Origin of the sequence: Salegentibacter maritimus (assembly GCF_016236915.1) — a bacterium.
GTDB lineage: Bacteria > Bacteroidota > Bacteroidia > Flavobacteriales > Flavobacteriaceae > Salegentibacter > Salegentibacter maritimus.
Genome location: NZ_JAEHOK010000035.1, coordinates 1 through 17,007, shown reverse-complemented (window position 1 = coordinate 17,007; position 17,007 = coordinate 1). Strand labels below are relative to the sequence as shown.

Below are 17,007 nucleotides of genomic sequence, written 5' to 3'. Positions count from 1 at the left end.
TAAACTAAACAACTCTGCACTAAAAGTGCAGAGGTTTATTAATACTGGGGACTGAAAGTCCCCTTTTACTATTCCAATATAAAATTGGAATTATCACTCGAATCTCGACGGTGATGTTCCAAATATTCATTGACCATTTTATCCGTAATATTCCCAGTACTCCAAACTCCATAACCGCTTGCCCAAAAATGTTGCCCCCAATAACGCTCTTTCAGTTTTGGAAACTCTTGTTGAAGTTTCCTTGAAGTTCGTCCTTTGAGTTTTTTCAATATGCTACTTACATTCAATTTTGGAGTATATTCAATGTGCATATGAACGTGATCCGAACTCACTACTCCTTTCAGTATCTCTATACCTTCAGCTTCACATATTTGGATTAAAAGTTCACGACAACGAGTTTGAACATCTCCTCGAAGTACCTTGTACCGATATTTTGTAACCCAAACAATATGGCACGTTAAATAACTTACCGTATGAGAGCCTTTTCTTTGATAACTCATAGTACCAAAATATAGATTTTTTCGCACTACTAAAGTACTGCAATAAAATTGCAGGGTTTAAATCCCTTTTTTGAGACCAATAAACGCAATTTTTGATTGTATTCCTGAGGAACTGCCGTTGATCAGGGAAGATTATAGGATTATTATTTCCGAGTTAAAAAAAGAATTAATTACGGAGGAATTTCTTGCCAAGTGTTTAAAGCGTAAAAAATATCTTTATGATTCTAAAGGCAGGGCTAAAAGCAACAAATCAATAAGTGAAAAATTATACCTTCATTATCGTTTCGGGGCACCTCTAATTGAAGATGAAGAAAAGGAGAATTTCATAGAAAAAATAACTCCTGAAGATATTAGAGAAACTGCTCAAAAATATTTAAAAGAAAAACACTTTTTTGAATTTGCAATGAATGATAGAAACAAAAATTAGTTAGAAAACAAGAACAAACCGGGACTTTTGCCCGGTTTGCTTTAATTATTAAACTCCTATTTCACTAGTAAAGACGAGTAATACTTCCACTACCCTCTTTAGGCATGGTAAGGGAAGGATCATCAAAGACATCATAAACAGGACCTCCTTCTTCTAATTGCGCCCTGCACTGATTATCGCCGAGACCACAATCTATTTCCTGGATTGTAACTACCCCCTCGGAGGTTAATACATAATCATTATTTGGATCCGCTTCTATATTAGAAGTTGCAAACATCAATCCTATGGCAAATATGATTGCCATCATCGGTAAAATTAATTTTAAATTTTTCACTGTATTAAAATTTATAGGTTAATAAATAATGCCGTTGTAAAGCAGGTAATCGGCTTCCACCTGCATCATCGCGCAATAATATCTTTGGGATCGTTACTTAAAGTGAAGTAGTGCTTATAGATTTTTATGTCTCAACTGCATTCTTCCATAATTCCGTTCTAAAAGCTTTTATTATATTGATCATCAACAATGTAAATATCAGTAAAAATATTTAGCCAAAGTGGAGGTAAACTTGTCAGATCAGTATAAATTCACCCAAATTTTATGAATTTCGGGTAATTTTTTTGTAAAACCTGGGAGTTACATGAGTTTCCTTTTTAAAACTCTTCGAAAAATGGGGGTAAGAACTAAAGCCCATCTTAATTGAAATTTCCGTTAGGAAGAGACTCGTATTTTCAATGAGTATTTTATACTCCCGGATGCGCTGCTTATTATAATATTGCGTTGGGGTACATCCAAAAATCTCTTTGAACCCAGTCTTTATTTTATATTCATTAGTATTAAAAAACATTGCTAATTGATCTAAAGTTTTAGGAGGCTCATCCAAATGGTGAATAATATAGATATGGATTTCGTGAAATAATTTTTGTTCCCATTTTGAAAACGTTTTGATTCCGGAATTTTCTGGTAATTCTGAGAAAAAATCTTTAGAACCATCCATAAGATAAGAAGTCACTATATATTTTTCCTCCAGTATACCAGTTAACCTCGAGACAACAGTATGCAAATTTATTTTTAGTAGTTCATCAAAATGATATTCCAGACGGATATTAAAAGATTGTTCTTTGCCTGCTATGAACTTTAGTATTTTTTTCTCCCAAGGATCCTGAAATTTTCTAACAAGTAGTTCAGAAAATGCTTTGCCTAAAATATTATTTTCGGCAACTTCAATATTACCAGGACTCTTATAGCTATAATCCATCACCCTTAAATTTTTGTCCAACAGAAAGTTCGCCGTTCGGATCACCATAGCTTGGTTTTTATGTTTAAAAATCTGAGTCGGTATTTTATGATCGTGAATTTTGAGATAGAATTCGGTAAGCCGGATAGCAACTGGAGATTTGGAATGAAGTGCCAGGGCATTTATTAGCAATGTACCTTCTTGAACAAGGTAGTGCCGGGCATCTGAGTGTGCTCCAATAATACCGTCAAGATTACAAAAAACCGGATATTCCTTATTCTCCTGATATTCCTTCCGGTCGCGTGCAATTCTTTTGGCAACTTTTAGTGAGACTATAAGATCTGGCTTATAATCTACGAAAAGAATACCATCATCAATCCAATATGTACCATACTTACCTTTAAACATAAGGGGCTGTTTATATGAGTTAAGTAGGTTTTTTTAAGGGAGTATCTGGAAGAACCAGTTTTACACATATCAAACATAAAAGATAAAAATTAATTAATACTTATACATTCTGGAAGTAAACTTGTGAAATTCATTAATATTTAGCATTTTTTCCGGTTTTAACATCTCAATGCATATAATTTGAGCTAATTTATTACCAATTAGGGTCCCCTGGTATAATATATCTAAACAAAACCAAACTTGAAAAGAGCCCAAAAAAGACGATTTTATATATTTTCATTTACTACTAGCATGTTCGAAAAGACTATGTCGACATTTAGCCAAAAGGTTGAAGACCTAATCAAGTCGGAGGATTCCGATTTGAAAAAGCCTGAATGCGGCATAAATCTTTGTATCAAAATCTTATCCCGATTGCAAAAGTTGTTGGACCGGGAAGATTTTGAGGATAGTCAACAGGAAATTAATTTTTTCAAAAACATCAAACCCTACCCAATGAGTTACCTGATCTATTTCACAGAGGTTCGTTCCTGTGAACTCCTTTTGCCAAAAGCAGGAAATTCCAATAAGATTAGATTTCTAAAAAAGGAAATCAAAAAAATTAACAAGTTCTTTTCTACTAATAACGGTTTTGTTCATTATATGGAACATAACCATAGTTATTTGGATCATCAGTTTTTTAGCCGTCAGGGTCAGGTGGACTTTTCCCTCAGCCCTTCCATTAATTATTACGAAAATCCTGAGTTTTCTACCAGTCACGATATGCTCTGGGCCAAAGTACAGGCTGTGTATCGTTATATTCATTATATCCGAGAACAATTAGAACGGCTAGAGCCCGGCAGTAGTTAGTATGGTCAGGCGGAAAAACCGATTTAATTGAACTTATTTATGCCTTATTTGCCAGTGGTTATTTAAACCACGGAACGACCGACATTATCATCATTTGTAAGGCTTTCGAAGATATTTTTAATATCAAGCTGGATAATCCCTATAAAACCTACTCCAATATTAAAGCTCGAAAAGGTGACCGCGCTAAATTCTTAATTCTATTAATAATGCTGCTTGAGGCCAAAATGAATAAGGATGATGATTAAAAGCGCCAATTAACCCTATACCCCTGCCCTGCTTGTAAATTATCTTTCTCCATATCATTATCCAATACTTTTCGATTCTTGCAAAAGAGTGCAAACACGTTCAATCTTCTTTTATTTTTTATTATAAAAACACGTAAGGAATCACGTAGTTAAGTGTTTTCGGATTTGTCCATTATTTCCTACCCTAAATTCTTTTTTGAAGACACTGAATTTACCAAATTATGTCAAATCATATCAAAAACTATGAAACGTTAAATTATTACGTAGTTACGTTACTCCTATACAAGAGTTCTCAAGGGTAAATTTCAATTTTATAGAACAATTATAAACCAGGTCAGGAACAAACAAATACAATGTTCCAAGCCATAAAATTTGTTCTATTATGCCAACATCAATTATTACCACAGACGATCTTCAGGATTTCAAAATGGAGTTACTCGAAGACATTAAGCAACTGCTGAACCAACAAAAAACAGGTAAAATAAAAAACTCGGAAGTCATGTATTACTTACAAATAAGTCCGGGAACCCTTCAGAATTTACGAGTAAATGGCACGCTTCCCTATACCAAAATAGGTGGTATCATTTATTACGATGCAGCAGAAATCCAGAAGGTCATGGAAGAGAATCGTATACATCATTTAGAATACTAAGCAATGAATTATATAAAGCTTTTAAACGCAGCTTTTGAGAAGTTCTATTTTGATAATCGATTAAATCCAACCCATATTAGTTTGTATATGGCCTTATTTCAGGAATGGAATAGCAGTAGGTTTGCACCGGATTTTTTTGTAAACCGAAGGGATTTAATGTAAGTAGCCAAGATCGGTTCAAAATCTACTTACCATCGCTGCGTTACCGATCTCGACTCCTGGGAGTACCTAAGGTATTATCCTTCTAATAATCCATACAAAGGGAGTAAAATTAAGATGGCCATTATTGGGACAAGTGATGAACCAGATGAAGGACACTACGATCTCAAATTAGAACAACTTGCGGAACGCTACCATCCCATACGAGAACCAGTAACGAACCAGTACCCTCCCAATAATGAACAAGCTGTGTACTCGCAGCGTCCCTCAGGTGGACAAGTATTGGTATCTACTATAAACAATACTAAACCTATAAAACATAATAAACATCCAAACAGCTTGCAGATAGTTTTAGATTTTTTTAATGATAAAAATTTTAATCCTGATGATGGAAAAGAGTTTTACGAGTACTATGAAGACAGGCAGTGGCAGACAAGCGATGGTTCTAAGGTGAGAGACTGGCGAGCTTTAGCAAAATATTGGGTACATCAAAAGGCGCTTATAAAAGAGAAAAATAGATTAAATAAAAAACAAGCATCCCATTTTAGGGACAACCTAAGAACCACTAAAAATAAAGATTATGGACAACCCCTCTAAAATTACCGAAGGTGGCGTGGAATATTCAATAGGCAAATTGGATGGGAATTATGTACATTACGACTTCTCCAAAATTTTGATTTATCTCAATGCCAAAGGAAAATTACTATTCGGTAAACACTTTAAAATATATAAAAAAGATAAAGCTGTTCTATTAAAACTCACATCGTACTTCATACGTGATGAGGCTACTTGTAAAAGATTTGATATTGACATCAATAAGGGAATCTTACTTTCAGGACCTGTGGGCTGCGGTAAAACCTCTCTAATGAAATTATTAAAGCACCTGGTTCCAGCACAACGCCCTTACGAAATGATTCCTTGTCGTAATGTAAGCTTTAGTTTTAATCATTTGGGATATAAAACTATAGAAGATTATGGAAACTCTAAGTTTTTTTGTTTTGATGATTTAGGTGTGGAACCTCCCGGCAGATTTTATGGAAAAGATCTTAATGTGATGGGGGAAGTGTTATTATCCAGACATGAGTTATATATCAACACAAAAAAGAATATCAAAACCCACGCTACTACCAATTTGAATGCTGAGGAACTTGAAGAGCGCTACGGTAACCGTGTCCGTAGCAGGATGCGTGAGCTATTTAATTTAATAGCCTTTGATAAAAATGCTGGAGATAAAAGGAAGTAAGATTCCTCCATTAAAGTATAGTTTTAGAAAAAAAATCACAAAATTGACGTTTTTGCACTCCGCTTCCCTTTCCACATCTCAAGTTATCAACAACCCAATTTTAAAATAGCATAAAATTTAATGCTAAATGAAAGCATTGACAATCAACTAACTATAAATAATATTTTATTTACAATTTATTGATTTTCAATTATTTAAGCCACTAAATTCATAATTTTCACATAACGAAAACGAGACTAATTTTTTAAACTTTTCCGTTATGAAAAAATCGATCTTTTTGGCATTCTTTTTCTTATTCCTTTCAAATAGTCTTTTTGCACAAATAGGAGGAATTGAAAATTCGGTTAATGATATAGCTGATACCATCAGGGCTATATTTCCTATTATCCTGGGAATAATCTTTCTGGTGGGATTTCTTTTTAACGCCGGCCACTTCTTTGGGGAGAACTCCGACCTCAAAAAAGGAATTACCCGTGTCTTAGTCTTTGTACTTATTGCGGGTGCCGTGGTAGGCATCTTCACTTATTTGATCAGCATTGTAGTTTAAATGGCTAAGCCCTATTTAAAACAAATAATAGAACAGTTATGAAAAAGTATGAACCTTATAGAAACATTCGCAAGGGTGCTGTCATCTTTGGTCTTTCCCTTCCCTTATTTGCCCTGATGATGCTATCGGTTATCGCATCCCTGCTGGTCATTATATTTTCCTTCAGCCTGGGAGTAATTTTCAGTGCCCTGCTCTTTAATGCATTTCTATATATCGGGTTAAACCGTATCAGCAGGCTCCTGGAGTTTCTACAAATGACAGGCGCATTTCCCAAAATGATTAGTAACAAAAGAAATTCAAATATCAATTATGAAGAAGATTAGTCTTTCATCTAATTGGCCAATTGTGGATATCAGGGATAATATCATTTTTGCCAGTAATGGCAATGTGGTGTTATGTTATCAGCTCGACCTGCCTGAAGTTTATTCCCAGTCGGAAAAAGATTTTGAAGATTTGCATGCTACCTGGTTCCAGGCGTTTAAATCCCTGCCGGTGGGTACCGTAGTCCACAAGCAGGATATTTATGAGAAGAAAGCATTCACTGCAACGGCACTTCCAAACAAAACCTTTTTGGAAAAGGCTACGAGTGATTATTTTAAAGATCGGGAGTATATAGCGCACCGCTCTTTAATATTTTTTACCCTGACCAGGAACAAAGCTTTAAACAACGCCAAATATGTAAACCCTTTTCGAAAAGTCTCCAAAGAAGTTATAAGGGAATTGGAGGCCAGCCTTAAAAGCTTTATCGGCTCTGTAAACGATTGTGTTTCCTTTATCGCTAACAACCGAAAGATTTCTATAAAAACATTACCACCAGAAGAAATCACCAATCTCACTACCGAATATTATAATGGTTTTAATGAAGGTTTCGATACGGATATCCTACTCGAAAAACAACATATTCAAACGGGGGACAATTATTTTGATGCCCTGGCTATCAATAGCGAGCTGTGCTTTGGCGAAAGGGTACAGTCCAGCAAAACCAATGAGAAATTCACATCTGATGATTTCGTATTTCACCAGGGATTTATTGATGGGTTGGGGCTTCATTTAAGAGAGAATCATATAGTCAACCAGATATTATATCTGGATGATAAACACAAGTGGCGCAAGCTACTGGATAAAAAAGTGGAAGAGCTCAGCAAGAGTTCGAATTTTGGATCTCAAAACAAAGTCATTTTAGGAAAGATCCAGGAAATTCTGGAAAAAATTAATAGCGATGATAACGCGCGGATTATCCGGGGTCATCTTAATGTCATCTTTTGGGAGCGTGACCCTGATAATTTGGAAGGCATTGCCTCTAAAATTAAAACTGAGTTCAAGGAACTGGATATTCTCCCTTATGCTCCACGAGGCGAGGAACGCAAGAATTACCTGCTGAACAGCTACTGCTGTTGTTCTTCCAATTTTTCCGATGAAGATCTCTATGTGGCAGGAAGCTTTTCAAGTTACTTCAGCTCTTTAAAACCGCGACTTCTTATCTTTAATTCTGTATATATTCACCGAATCATTCACTAAACTAGAAAGAACTATAAAAGTTATATAATTTGATCGTCTTTGGTGTTATAAAGATAGGAAAAATATTAATACATTAAGAAAGTCTTTTCCTTCTAACTCAAACAAGTGCCTTTTAAAAAATAATAAATGTGTGCTTGTGAGGACAATCTTGATTACTCCCGGTGGTCGCAAAACAAAAAGAGATGTTTATGGGGAAAAGTTTAGAACATTTAAGCATTTTCTCTAAAATAAAACTTCCTCTAAAAGTTGATACCAATAATAGCTTTGATTTTCCCAGGTCATAATACTCAAGGAATTTTCATCATCTCGATTTAGATTTTCCTGAATAATTTTCAGCTTTAACTTTTAAAGTTTTCGTTGCCAGGATAATCGAAAACGACACCTTCTATATCATTATTAATAAAATCCCACTATTTTCCCAACAAGCATTTCAAAATTATTACTTGCCTGACTAAAATCGGTGAAGCTTCACTATATTTCCCAGTTTTTCAAGTGGTACGCGCTATCCCAAAACATAAATTCTAACCTACTGGCTGAAATAAAGGCTTGAATCATGAGTTCTTGTTGTGATTCAGTACAATTTTCAGCAACCTCGTCACAAATTTGCTTGGCACTAATGACCAATTCTTCAAACTCTTCTCCAGCATAGGTCGCTATCCATTTTTGGTAAGGATTTTTTGCGCTTATTTGATTTTTGTAAATGTAATCGCCTACTTCTTTGTAGATCCAAAAACAAGGTAAAACCGCTGCCATCGCAACCTCTACCTGGTCTAGTGCAGAGGTGCTTTTTAAAAAATTTATATAATGATGTGTGGTAGGCGAAATACTTCCGCGTTGGGTTAGACCATACTCCTCAAAATAGGAATCATGCAAAGCTTTTTCTACCACAATAGCTCCTTCAGCAAATCTTATAAAGGCTAGGGCTTTAGAAGTGTCTTGAGCTCGCGCTCCAATTAAAGCTAAACTACGGGCAAAATTTTCAAGATAAAAAGCATCTTGCCCCATATAAAATTGAAATTTTTCTAGTGGAAGTGTTCCATTTTGAAGCTCTTCAATAAAGGGCATCTCAATTATCTTTTGATAAATGGGTTCAATTTCTTTCCAGGCTTTAGCTGTCCATTTCATGCTTAATAAGTTTTTGAGGGTTAAAAAAATGATTTACCGGCCCGTTGCCTTTTCCTATTACCACGTCTTTTCCATGATAAATAGCTTTATGAATATATTCTTGCCCCAATCTTACCGCTTCTGGTAAGTTTTTTTTCTGCGCGAGATAAGAAGCAATTGCCGAAGAAAGTGTACAACCCGAACCATGGGTGTTGTTGGTTCTAAATTTTGGGAACTCAAAACTTTCAATAGTTCCATTGGGAGAAAAATAGAGGGAAGTAAGCTCTTCAGATTCTAAATGTCCACCCTTTAAAAGCAATGATTTACAGCCGAGTTTCATAATCTTTTTTCCGGCAATTCGCATCTCATCAATAGACTCTATTTTCATTCCGGCCAAAATAGCTGCCTCATCTAAATTTGGAGTGATTACATCAGAAATAGGGAATAGCTGCTGGATAATGGATTGTATCGTATTATCTTCAATTAATTGATGTCCGCTGGTAGCTACCATTACCGGATCAAAAATAATAGGAGTTTGAGGATAAGGTTTCAACTTATCTACTATAATTTCTACTAATTTAGAAGAATGAACCATTCCAATTTTTATGGAAGCTGGAAAAATATCCTCTAAAATAGTATCCAGTTGATCTCCCACGGTTTGTTCAGGAATGCTAAAAATAGATTTAACGCCGGTGGTATTTTGAATGGGCAATGCGGTAAGAACAGAAGTGGCATAGCATCCCAGGGCAGAAATAGTTTTTATATCTGCCTGAATGCCTGCACCACCACTGCCATCAAAACCTGCAATAGCTAGTACCGATGGATAATTATATTTTTTAAGACTCATGCTTTTTCTATTTCGTTTCTTAATTGCTCGGCAGCTTTAGCGGGATTTTTAGCAGCACAAATGGCAGAAACGACGGCAATACAATTAGCCCCGGCTTTTATAATTTCCTGCGCATTTCCTGCATTCATTTGTCCAATGGCGACTAAAGGTTTATTGGTAATAGCGCGTATGTCTTCAATTCCGCTTAATCCCCATTCAATAATTGTATCAGTTTTAGTAGGTGTACTAAAGATGGGGCTTATTCCTAGATAATCTGCCACCTGTGTCTCTTGCGTGGTTAGTTGTTGAAGGGCTTCAATAGAATAGCCTATACAATTTACTTTTTGCCAATCCTTTCTAATTTGCGTGGGAGAAACATCGGACGTTCCTACGTGTATTCCAAAAGCTTCTACTTTTTTGGCAACTTCTAAATGATCGTTTATAATTAGTGGAACGTGATATTTATCTAATAAGTTTTTGAGGAGAATAGCCTTTTGAAGAAACTCTTTAGTGGAAGCATTTTTTTCTCTTAACTGAACAAGATCTACACCTCCTTTTACAGCTTGTTCTACCACTTTCAAATATGAATGATGTACACAGGCTTCTTCAGAAATAACCAGGTACAATTGATATGGAAATTCTTTTTTAACCATGTTTTTTTTCTAACCTTAAGGTGGAATTAAAATCCTGTTCAGAAATGGTGTGGAGGTGATCCAGGATGTTCATTTGTAGACTTCCAGGCCCTTTACTTTCTTTTGCAGCAAGTTCACCAACCACTCCTAAAAGCGCCATAGCCGAAATTGTTGCCTGCATCGTATCCTTAATTACTGCAGAAAAAGCAGCTACCAGAGCAGTGGCAGTACAACCCATTCCCGTAATTTTTGACATTAGTTCATGACCGTTATAAAGGTGGATTTCTTTTTCATGGTTTAAAATAATGTCGGTAGCTCCTGAAATACATACGGTACAGTGGTATTTCTCTACTAAAAACTTAGCAGCCAGTACAGCCTCATTACTTTCAGCAGAACTATCTACTCCTTTCGTGTGGGTGGAATTATGCTTTGCCAATGCCATTATTTCTGAAGCGTTCCCTCGAATAACAGTAGGATTTAATAGAAGTAATTCAGCTAAAACTTCATCGCGATATGGAGTGGCTCCGGCCCCCACAGGATCTAAAACCCAAGGCTTTTCAAGTTGCCTGGTCTGGTGTACCGCTTTTTTCATGGCTGTTACCCAATACTCATCCAGCGTCCCGATATTCACCACTAAAGCCTGGCAAATACTCATCATATCCTCCATTTCTGAATGCGCATGAGCCATAATAGGAGAGGCGCCTGCGGCTAATAAAGCATTCGCCGTATTGTTCATCACTACATAATTGGTTATGCTATGAACAAGGGGAGATTCTTTTTTAAGCTGCTTAATATTATTCCAGAGATTTTCTTTCATCATTTATAGTTTTAGGTATAATAAATGGCTGAAGGACTATTCCTTTAGAGGAATGACAAGGTGGTAAAACTTTTTCCTACGCCGGTACTAACCGAATCAGGTTCAAAGGGACTGTCTCAATTCTTATTAGAATACCCCTAAAGCCAATATCAAAAGTAAAGATTATCTCATGAAATGGCACTGAAATTTCAGGAAATTTGGTCGACCATTACTATTTGGAATTTCAGTCGTTTACATAAGTTCCAATAGTTCTAAATTAAATTATCAAGGTTTAGGTTTATTATTAAATCAGCTAATCGATTTTATTAGAAGGTAATAGCATTTACTTTTTTCATCTTAAGCATTTTCCTTTTCTGGTTGAAAAGAAAATAATAGGTAGATAAGGATAAATAGGTCATTCTGCTATTTTCATTTACTTCTTTCAGCGCCCTCACATTACCTTTTGATGCCTATTATGTTCAAGCTTTTAAATTATAGAGGAGTTATAAATAGCTTTCCTGCGGTTTATGCACTCCGGTTAATTTCAGGGCTTGTTTTTTTAGCAACAAAAGGTAAGGTGATGTTAGAAGTTTTGTAAAACAAACTCTGAAATCCGGATCGGTGAATTTTAGTTACTGCCCGAGCGGACTTGAGTCAAAAAGCCTTTAGGATCATCTTATTTAACCATTCAACTTCAAAGCTTTTTGGCTCGTGTCCAAGACAATTAGTAATGAACATCTTTTGCTGAAATGGAGCTTTTGCGAAGTGTAAGTAAAAGTGGTGAATGGGTTTGAAATTCTGTTTTTCCGTGAAATTTGTCGCAAAAAATAACCTATTTACAGGGGCTACGAGAGCATTTGTCGCAAATTCCGTGAAAAATAAAAGAGCTCAATTATTCAAACACTTGAATTTCAAAGAGTTAAACATCTATAACATCGCGCAGCGTGTTACCCTCTTGCTACTCCTTTTCGTCCCGCAGCGCGGGACAAAAATTCCGTACAATTTGGTCTGTTGCCTGTCCTTATAGACAGTCAAAAGCCACTTGCCAATTCCCGGGAAAAATTTCCGGATTACTATTTTATTGATGTGCAGGTTATCGGCGAAAGTCAAAAATGAATACACCTGCTTAAATTTGAATGCTGAAGATCAGCGAAATAAAGATACATTTTTTTATAAAATCGGGACAAAGAATATGCAACGAGGAATTTTTTTTGTTATATTTATAATCATTTAAATTTTTCATTTGATGATAGAAAGGAAAGTCCAGGTAACAGCGGATTTTCCTTTTTATTTAATGAAGTTTTAAAATGTTCGGTGATTGATAAAAGCTACCAACAGGGTTATTTTTATAGTGCTGTTTTAGAATTGCTTTTCTTGTAAGATAGATCGAAAAATGTTTGAACTAAAAAAACACCTCTAACAATAGAAGTGTTTTAATTCAGAATGGAATTTACCGATTAAATCACAGAATTCTCTCATCCGCAAAACTGTAGTAATTACCATCAGGAATAAGAATAATATGATCCAGTACTTTAACATCAAAAAATAATGCGGCATTCTTAATTTTCCGGGTCAGGCTTTTATCTGGTTCACTTGGTCTAAGGGTTCCGCTGGGGTGATTGTGTAATAAAATTATTGCCGTGGTTAGCGATTTTAATACTACTGCGAATAAGATTCGCACATCGACCAGAGTTCCGGTAATGCCACCTTTAGAAACTTCGTAAATACCTTTTACTTTATTCGCATTATTAAGTAGCATTATTTTAAAAGTTTCTTGCAGTGCTATTTCATTTTTATTCCACTGCTCAAAGGCTAATTCAGCAGCACTTTGAGAGCAGGTTATTTTAGGCAGTAAATTTGTCTTTAAACTTCCGCTGTAGCTTATCGCTATTTCATTAACTTTGGTTTTCATTATTAGCTTTTAAAGGGTTAATAATTAAAAGAGGGCGAAACTTTCGACAATGACGCCCTCTTTATTTTTCTCGATTATCGAGAATTATTAAGTTCACGAGAGCTTAGGAACTGGAATTTTCTTTACCTCCCAAAAACAGGATTTCATTAACTAAAATTTCGGTAACAAATCGTTTTTCTCCGCTTTGGGTCTCATAGGACCTGGAAGTTAGTTTACCGCGGATAGCGACTTCTTTTCCTTTATCTACATATTTTTCGATAAGTTCTGCCTGTTTTCCCCAGGCTACGACATTGTGCCAGTCGGTTTGTTGAATTTTCTCCCCTTCTTTGTGGTAGTATTCATTGGTTGCCAGTGAAAAACTGCTTACTTTTTTACCACTCTCGAAGCTTTTGGTTTCAGGGACATTCCCCACATTTCCAATTAACTGTACTTGATTTTTTAGATTACTCATAATTAAAAGATTTAGATACCTGCTTTTCTTTGCAGACTGATTAAACATTGATTTACTTATTATATCCGGAGCGTTTTCCTTTTTTGATTTTTTTACTTCGCTTCCGAATATGTTGTTTTGAAATGATTTCATAATTCTTATTTATTGATTTACTTCCTATAGTGCCGTTTGCTGTTACCCTTTTTGATGCTGATACATTTTCAATATTTAGAATTAGGGAAGGTTTATAAAAAGGAGGGACGACTGGCTTATGCAACCTGGACTAACTTCTAAATATTGGTATTTTGCATTACAAAAAAGGTAAGGACAGCAATGGCCGGGAAGTAAATTGAAATACTGAAATTGAAAAACAACCGAAAGCGAAGTAAATTCAATAATCGAATTCCGATTTAGCGGGTATGTGTTTTCACTGCAGCGGCATAGAGAATTACACATTAAAATTCACATCACTATTGTGATAGGTTTCTATAAAATTCAATGGGATGTGCAGAACAGTTTGTAAATTCAAAGACTCCGTAATTAAAAAATTCAGTTTTCACTAACTTCCTTCACAAAATAATAAAGTTTTATTTTCAGATATAAAATTGTAAAAATATATCAAACAATAGTTCATTTTTATGATTTTTAAATACTCTGAGTTATTGTCCACACCTAGCAAAAGCTAATTTTCAACAATAATGTGATTAAAGTGACTTAGGTAAGCTACCAACGAAAATCTTATTGCTGATTAACTATATAGGGTGTTATCACTAATCAATTTTAGAGAAGAGGATATACTAAAAATTACTTTAGAAAAAATAGGAAAATTAATAAAAACAGGAAATTGATACTCAGGTATAAGTGCAGTGGGGTATTATCATATGAGATTTCTAATACGATTAAATTCTATACTCGTATATTTACTTCAACTAATCCACTTCAATTTTTGAGTTGTAAACTTCAAGGAAACAAATTTAAAATTCATTGGAAAAATTTTAAATTTTCACCTCCATCAATTTTCGATTATATTTATATTTTAGACAAATTACTTCTATATTTATCAACATAAATATGAATTTTATTTTTTTTCAATGAAACTTCACCTAGTCGACAGAAGAAGTTGTAATAATTATTCATTTTCGGTAAGTCACCACAAATACCCTTCACTTTTAAAGGTTTGGCATTATCACCCAGAAATAGAATTAGTACTTCTAATAAAAAGTACTGGAACCCGTTTTGTAGGTGATAGCATTGAAACATTTGTCCCAGGACAACTTGTGTTACTTGGTGAAAATCTACCACATATGTGGTTAAATGCGCCCGAATATTATACAAGAGATTCTAAGAGAGAGGCTGAGGCTATTGCAGTACACTTTAAGCTTGATTTTCTGGGTTCTGAATTTCTTCACGCTCCGGAATTATTTAAAGTGGCTGATTTACTGAAAAGAGCTAGACAAGGAATGTTATTTAACAAACCTACTAAAGAAATTAAAAATATAATGAAAGAATTACTGTATTGTCAAGGAGTTGAGAGACTGAGCAAATTATTAATGCTTTTAAATATCCTTTCAAATACAACAGCCTATGAATATCTCTCTAGCGAAGGCTTCATAAACTCTTTTAACCAAAAAGAAACGAATAATTTAAAAAAAGTTTATGAATATATTTTCAAAAATTTTGACGAACCAATTCAACTAAACAAAGTGGCTGAGATTGCAAGGATGAATCCCTCTGCTTTTAGTAGATTCTTTAAAAAAATTCATAAAAAAACTTTTACTAGATATTTAAACGAAATTAGAATTGGTTACGCTTGTAAACTTTTAATGGAAAATAAACACAAAATTTTAGCTGTTTGTTATGATTCCGGTTTTACTAATATTTCTAACTTTAATAGACAGTTTAAGCTTATTCGCGGCATGACCCCTAGCCAATTCCAAAAGTTTTATAAGCTAAATCATACAAATCAATACGTGGAACCTATAAGCGCCACGGGATCTTTTGCTAAAGAGGAGGAATACAAAGAAAAATATTGAATTGAATATTTTCAGAGAACTAAAAGAGAATTTTAATTTTCATATCCAAACTGTCTATATAACGCTACAATGTGATGTCCTCAAAAATGAACATTTTTATCCATAGTAATTGTTTTTGTAATAAAATCCATTTAATATAAAGCGGAAAAATCCATCAAGGAAATCCTACTTTTAAAAAGTTTAATTGAACATCACTCTAAAGTTCAATTTATTTTTCGAATAAAAAAAGGAAACTTCCCCAACTCGAAGTGTATATCCTCCGGAGCGTCTGTAGCCTTCCCTAAAAATAAGACAGTTTAAAATTCGAAATTGTTAATTTTAAAAACGATAAACTGTCCGATGAAAAAAAGTAGATTTACAGAAAGTCAGATCATCAAGATCTTGAAAGAAAACGAACAAGGCCGAGCTGTTGGTGATATCGCTCGAGAACTGGGTATTGATAAAAGCACTATCTATTATTGGCGTAAGAAATATGGTGGAATGGAAACTAGTGAGCTAAAACGGCTTAAGGAGTTGGAAGAAGAAAATCGCAAGCTCAAGCAGATGTATGCCGATGCCAGTCTAGATAACCAAATGCTGAAAGATATACTGTCAAAAAAGTTCTAAGGCCTTCCGACAAGAAGCATAGAGCGGTTTATTTGATCAAGGAGTACCAGGTCTCCATAAAACGAGCCTGTAATGTAGTAGGTTTAACCCGTTCGATGTGGTATTATCAGACTAAGCGAGACGATTATGAGGTAATCGATAAACTTTCTGAATTGGCCACTGAGTTGCCCACCAGAGGTTTTGATGAATACTATAAACGAATACGTCGCGAAGGCCATAAGTGGAACCGGAAACGGGTATTACGAGTATACCGGCAGATGAAGCTTAAGCTAAGGCGCAAACATAAAAAGCGCATTACAGGTAGGGTAAAACATCCTTTAGAGACCACTGAACAATTGAATCAGGTTTGGAGTATGGATTTTATGTCAGATGTCCTTTCTGATGGCAGAAAGGTACGTGTCTTAAATATAATTGATGATTGCAACCGAGAAGTACTGGCTGTAGATCCAGGGTTGAACTATCCTGCTAGAAAGCTAGTGGAGACTTTAGAACAATTAGAAGAAGAAATTGGATTACCACAAACTATCCGTTGTGATAATGGCCCTGAGTTTATCTCTAAAACATTCAGTCAATGGTGCAATAGAAAACGTGTGGAAATACGGTATACCCAGCCAGGTAAGCCAATGCAAAACGGGTATATAGAACGTTTAAATAGATTTTATAGAGAAGATATATTAGATGCTTACTGGTTTAATGATTTACATCAATTGCGTTCTTTAAGCAATAAATGGATGGAAGATTACAATAATAACCATCCGCATCAATCCCTGGGCAATAAATCACCAAGGGAGTACAAACCTCGATTCGGGGAAGAATTCTTCCCCGAATCGAATGATATTAATGAAAATTTATTGAATTTAGCCCTGTCTTAAATTGGGGAAGGCTACA

19 protein-coding genes, 2 pseudogenes and 1 riboswitch are annotated in these 17,007 nt (G+C 35.0%); of the genes and pseudogenes, 12 read left to right on the top strand and 9 right to left on the bottom strand.

Annotated features, from left to right (window positions below):
* Nucleotides 1–68: 68 nt before the first annotated feature.
* Nucleotides 69–500 carry an IS200/IS605 family transposase gene (tnpA, locus tag I6U49_RS16185; RefSeq protein WP_150314237.1) on the bottom strand — a complete coding sequence of 144 codons (432 nt, stop codon included), beginning with the start codon at nucleotides 498–500 and terminating at the stop codon, nucleotides 69–71.
* A gap of 70 nt (nucleotides 501–570) precedes the next feature.
* Here tnpA and I6U49_RS16180 point away from each other — a divergent pair, with 70 nt between their 5' ends.
* Nucleotides 571–927, top strand: coding sequence for a peptidase M16 family protein (locus tag I6U49_RS16180; RefSeq protein ID WP_198629613.1), 357 nt, complete (start codon nucleotides 571–573; stop codon nucleotides 925–927).
* Nucleotides 928–991: 64 nt separating this feature from the next.
* Here I6U49_RS16180 and I6U49_RS16175 read toward each other — a convergent pair whose 3' ends face one another.
* Both I6U49_RS16175 and I6U49_RS16170 read right to left on the bottom strand, forming a co-directional pair.
* Nucleotides 992–1,261, bottom strand: a complete 270-nt coding sequence (locus I6U49_RS16175; RefSeq protein ID WP_198629612.1) for a DUF6520 family protein — start codon at nucleotides 1,259–1,261, stop codon at nucleotides 992–994.
* Nucleotides 1,262–1,523: 262 nt separating this feature from the next.
* Nucleotides 1,524–2,570 (bottom strand): helix-turn-helix domain-containing protein, encoded by a 1,047-nt coding sequence (locus tag I6U49_RS16170; protein WP_232804747.1) that lies wholly within the window; start codon nucleotides 2,568–2,570, stop codon nucleotides 1,524–1,526.
* Nucleotides 2,571–2,981: 411 nt separating this feature from the next.
* Between I6U49_RS16170 and I6U49_RS17240 the strand changes: the two genes are divergently transcribed.
* The 9 genes and pseudogenes from I6U49_RS17240 to I6U49_RS16135 all read left to right on the top strand — a co-directional run.
* Complete coding sequence (locus I6U49_RS17240; protein ID WP_317191891.1) at nucleotides 2,982–3,416, top strand: RteC domain-containing protein; 435 nt, start codon at nucleotides 2,982–2,984, stop codon at nucleotides 3,414–3,416.
* Nucleotides 3,417–3,442: 26 nt separating this feature from the next.
* Nucleotides 3,443–3,661 (top strand): RteC domain-containing protein, encoded by a 219-nt coding sequence (locus I6U49_RS17235; protein WP_317191892.1) that lies wholly within the window; start codon nucleotides 3,443–3,445, stop codon nucleotides 3,659–3,661.
* A gap of 382 nt (nucleotides 3,662–4,043) precedes the next feature.
* On the top strand, nucleotides 4,044–4,313 hold the full coding sequence (locus I6U49_RS16160; protein ID WP_198629611.1) for a helix-turn-helix domain-containing protein: 270 nt from the start codon (nucleotides 4,044–4,046) through the stop codon (nucleotides 4,311–4,313).
* Nucleotides 4,314–4,316: 3 nt separating this feature from the next.
* Nucleotides 4,317–4,475, top strand: coding sequence for a hypothetical protein (locus I6U49_RS17230; protein ID WP_317191890.1), 159 nt, complete (start codon nucleotides 4,317–4,319; stop codon nucleotides 4,473–4,475).
* Nucleotides 4,476–4,589: 114 nt separating this feature from the next.
* Entirely contained in the window at nucleotides 4,590–5,069 is a 480-nt protein-coding gene (locus I6U49_RS17225; protein ID WP_317191889.1) for a hypothetical protein, read from the top strand.
* On the top strand, nucleotides 5,053–5,715 hold the full coding sequence (locus I6U49_RS16150) for an ATPase (RefSeq protein ID WP_198629610.1): 663 nt from the start codon (nucleotides 5,053–5,055) through the stop codon (nucleotides 5,713–5,715). Before I6U49_RS17225 ends, I6U49_RS16150 begins: the two co-directional genes overlap by 17 nt.
* Nucleotides 5,716–5,974: 259 nt before the next feature.
* The gene (locus tag I6U49_RS16145) at nucleotides 5,975–6,262 is read left to right on the top strand and encodes a hypothetical protein (protein ID WP_198629609.1); all 288 of its coding nucleotides are present in this window, start codon (nucleotides 5,975–5,977) and stop codon (nucleotides 6,260–6,262) included.
* 38 nt (nucleotides 6,263–6,300) lie between these two features.
* Entirely contained in the window at nucleotides 6,301–6,585 is a 285-nt protein-coding gene (locus tag I6U49_RS16140; protein ID WP_198629608.1) for a hypothetical protein, read from the top strand.
* A pseudogene (locus I6U49_RS16135) lies at nucleotides 6,572–7,693 on the top strand (DUF3875 domain-containing protein); the annotation flags it as partial. The gene I6U49_RS16140 and the pseudogene I6U49_RS16135, both read left to right, overlap by 14 nt.
* 558 nt (nucleotides 7,694–8,251) lie before the next feature.
* On the opposite strand, the gene tenA reads toward I6U49_RS16135, so the two are convergent.
* The 6 genes from tenA to I6U49_RS16105 all read right to left on the bottom strand — a co-directional run bounded on the left by tenA (nucleotide 8,252) and on the right by I6U49_RS16105 (nucleotide 13,501).
* Entirely contained in the window at nucleotides 8,252–8,905 is a 654-nt protein-coding gene (tenA, locus tag I6U49_RS16130; protein WP_198629607.1) for a thiaminase II, read from the bottom strand.
* Complete coding sequence (gene thiD / locus I6U49_RS16125; RefSeq protein ID WP_198629606.1) at nucleotides 8,889–9,731, bottom strand: bifunctional hydroxymethylpyrimidine kinase/phosphomethylpyrimidine kinase; 843 nt, start codon at nucleotides 9,729–9,731, stop codon at nucleotides 8,889–8,891. The genes tenA and thiD overlap by 17 nt, the downstream gene beginning before the upstream one ends.
* Nucleotides 9,728–10,363, bottom strand: coding sequence for a thiamine phosphate synthase (gene thiE, locus I6U49_RS16120; protein ID WP_198629605.1), 636 nt, complete (start codon nucleotides 10,361–10,363; stop codon nucleotides 9,728–9,730). Before thiE ends, thiD begins: the two co-directional genes overlap by 4 nt.
* Nucleotides 10,356–11,162 carry a hydroxyethylthiazole kinase gene (gene thiM, locus I6U49_RS16115; RefSeq protein WP_317191888.1) on the bottom strand — a complete coding sequence of 269 codons (807 nt, stop codon included), beginning with the start codon at nucleotides 11,160–11,162 and terminating at the stop codon, nucleotides 10,356–10,358. Before thiM ends, thiE begins: the two co-directional genes overlap by 8 nt.
* A gap of 53 nt (nucleotides 11,163–11,215) precedes the next feature.
* Nucleotides 11,216–11,308: riboswitch (TPP riboswitch) on the bottom strand.
* A gap of 1,292 nt (nucleotides 11,309–12,600) precedes the next feature.
* Nucleotides 12,601–13,050 (bottom strand): JAB domain-containing protein, encoded by a 450-nt coding sequence (locus tag I6U49_RS16110; protein ID WP_198629604.1) that lies wholly within the window; start codon nucleotides 13,048–13,050, stop codon nucleotides 12,601–12,603.
* 103 nt (nucleotides 13,051–13,153) lie between these two features.
* Nucleotides 13,154–13,501 carry a single-stranded DNA-binding protein gene (locus I6U49_RS16105; RefSeq protein WP_198629603.1) on the bottom strand — a complete coding sequence of 116 codons (348 nt, stop codon included), beginning with the start codon at nucleotides 13,499–13,501 and terminating at the stop codon, nucleotides 13,154–13,156.
* Between the two features lie 1,070 nt (nucleotides 13,502–14,571).
* On the opposite strand from I6U49_RS16105, the gene I6U49_RS16100 reads away from it, so the two are divergent.
* The gene (locus I6U49_RS16100) at nucleotides 14,572–15,513 is read left to right on the top strand and encodes an AraC family transcriptional regulator (protein WP_198629602.1); all 942 of its coding nucleotides are present in this window, start codon (nucleotides 14,572–14,574) and stop codon (nucleotides 15,511–15,513) included.
* A 339-nt stretch (nucleotides 15,514–15,852) separates the two neighbouring features.
* Nucleotides 15,853–16,991: pseudogene (locus I6U49_RS16095) on the top strand (IS3 family transposase).
* Nucleotides 16,992–17,007: the final 16 nt, after the last annotated feature.

What these genes read in the sequence shown, in the direction of transcription:
- I6U49_RS17225 (WP_317191889.1), top strand. Translation starts at nt 4,590, where the DNA reads ATGGCCATTATTGGGACAAGTGATGAACCAGATGAAGGACACTACGAT.
- I6U49_RS16160 (WP_198629611.1), top strand. Translation starts at nt 4,044, where the DNA reads ATGCCAACATCAATTATTACCACAGACGATCTTCAGGATTTCAAAATG.
- tenA (WP_198629607.1), bottom strand. Translation starts at nt 8,905, where the DNA reads ATGAAATGGACAGCTAAAGCCTGGAAAGAAATTGAACCCATTTATCAA.
- I6U49_RS16100 (WP_198629602.1), top strand. Translation starts at nt 14,572, where the DNA reads ATGAAACTTCACCTAGTCGACAGAAGAAGTTGTAATAATTATTCATTT.
- I6U49_RS16145 (WP_198629609.1), top strand. Translation starts at nt 5,975, where the DNA reads ATGAAAAAATCGATCTTTTTGGCATTCTTTTTCTTATTCCTTTCAAAT.
- I6U49_RS17230 (WP_317191890.1), top strand. Translation starts at nt 4,317, where the DNA reads ATGAATTATATAAAGCTTTTAAACGCAGCTTTTGAGAAGTTCTATTTT.
- tnpA (WP_150314237.1), bottom strand. Translation starts at nt 500, where the DNA reads ATGAGTTATCAAAGAAAAGGCTCTCATACGGTAAGTTATTTAACGTGC.
- I6U49_RS16105 (WP_198629603.1), bottom strand. Translation starts at nt 13,501, where the DNA reads ATGAGTAATCTAAAAAATCAAGTACAGTTAATTGGAAATGTGGGGAAT.
- I6U49_RS16110 (WP_198629604.1), bottom strand. Translation starts at nt 13,050, where the DNA reads ATGAAAACCAAAGTTAATGAAATAGCGATAAGCTACAGCGGAAGTTTA.
- thiE (WP_198629605.1), bottom strand. Translation starts at nt 10,363, where the DNA reads ATGGTTAAAAAAGAATTTCCATATCAATTGTACCTGGTTATTTCTGAA.
- I6U49_RS16150 (WP_198629610.1), top strand. Translation starts at nt 5,053, where the DNA reads ATGGACAACCCCTCTAAAATTACCGAAGGTGGCGTGGAATATTCAATA.
- I6U49_RS16140 (WP_198629608.1), top strand. Translation starts at nt 6,301, where the DNA reads ATGAAAAAGTATGAACCTTATAGAAACATTCGCAAGGGTGCTGTCATC.
- thiD (WP_198629606.1), bottom strand. Translation starts at nt 9,731, where the DNA reads ATGAGTCTTAAAAAATATAATTATCCATCGGTACTAGCTATTGCAGGT.
- thiM (WP_317191888.1), bottom strand. Translation starts at nt 11,162, where the DNA reads ATGATGAAAGAAAATCTCTGGAATAATATTAAGCAGCTTAAAAAAGAA.
- I6U49_RS16170 (WP_232804747.1), bottom strand. Translation starts at nt 2,570, where the DNA reads ATGTTTAAAGGTAAGTATGGTACATATTGGATTGATGATGGTATTCTT.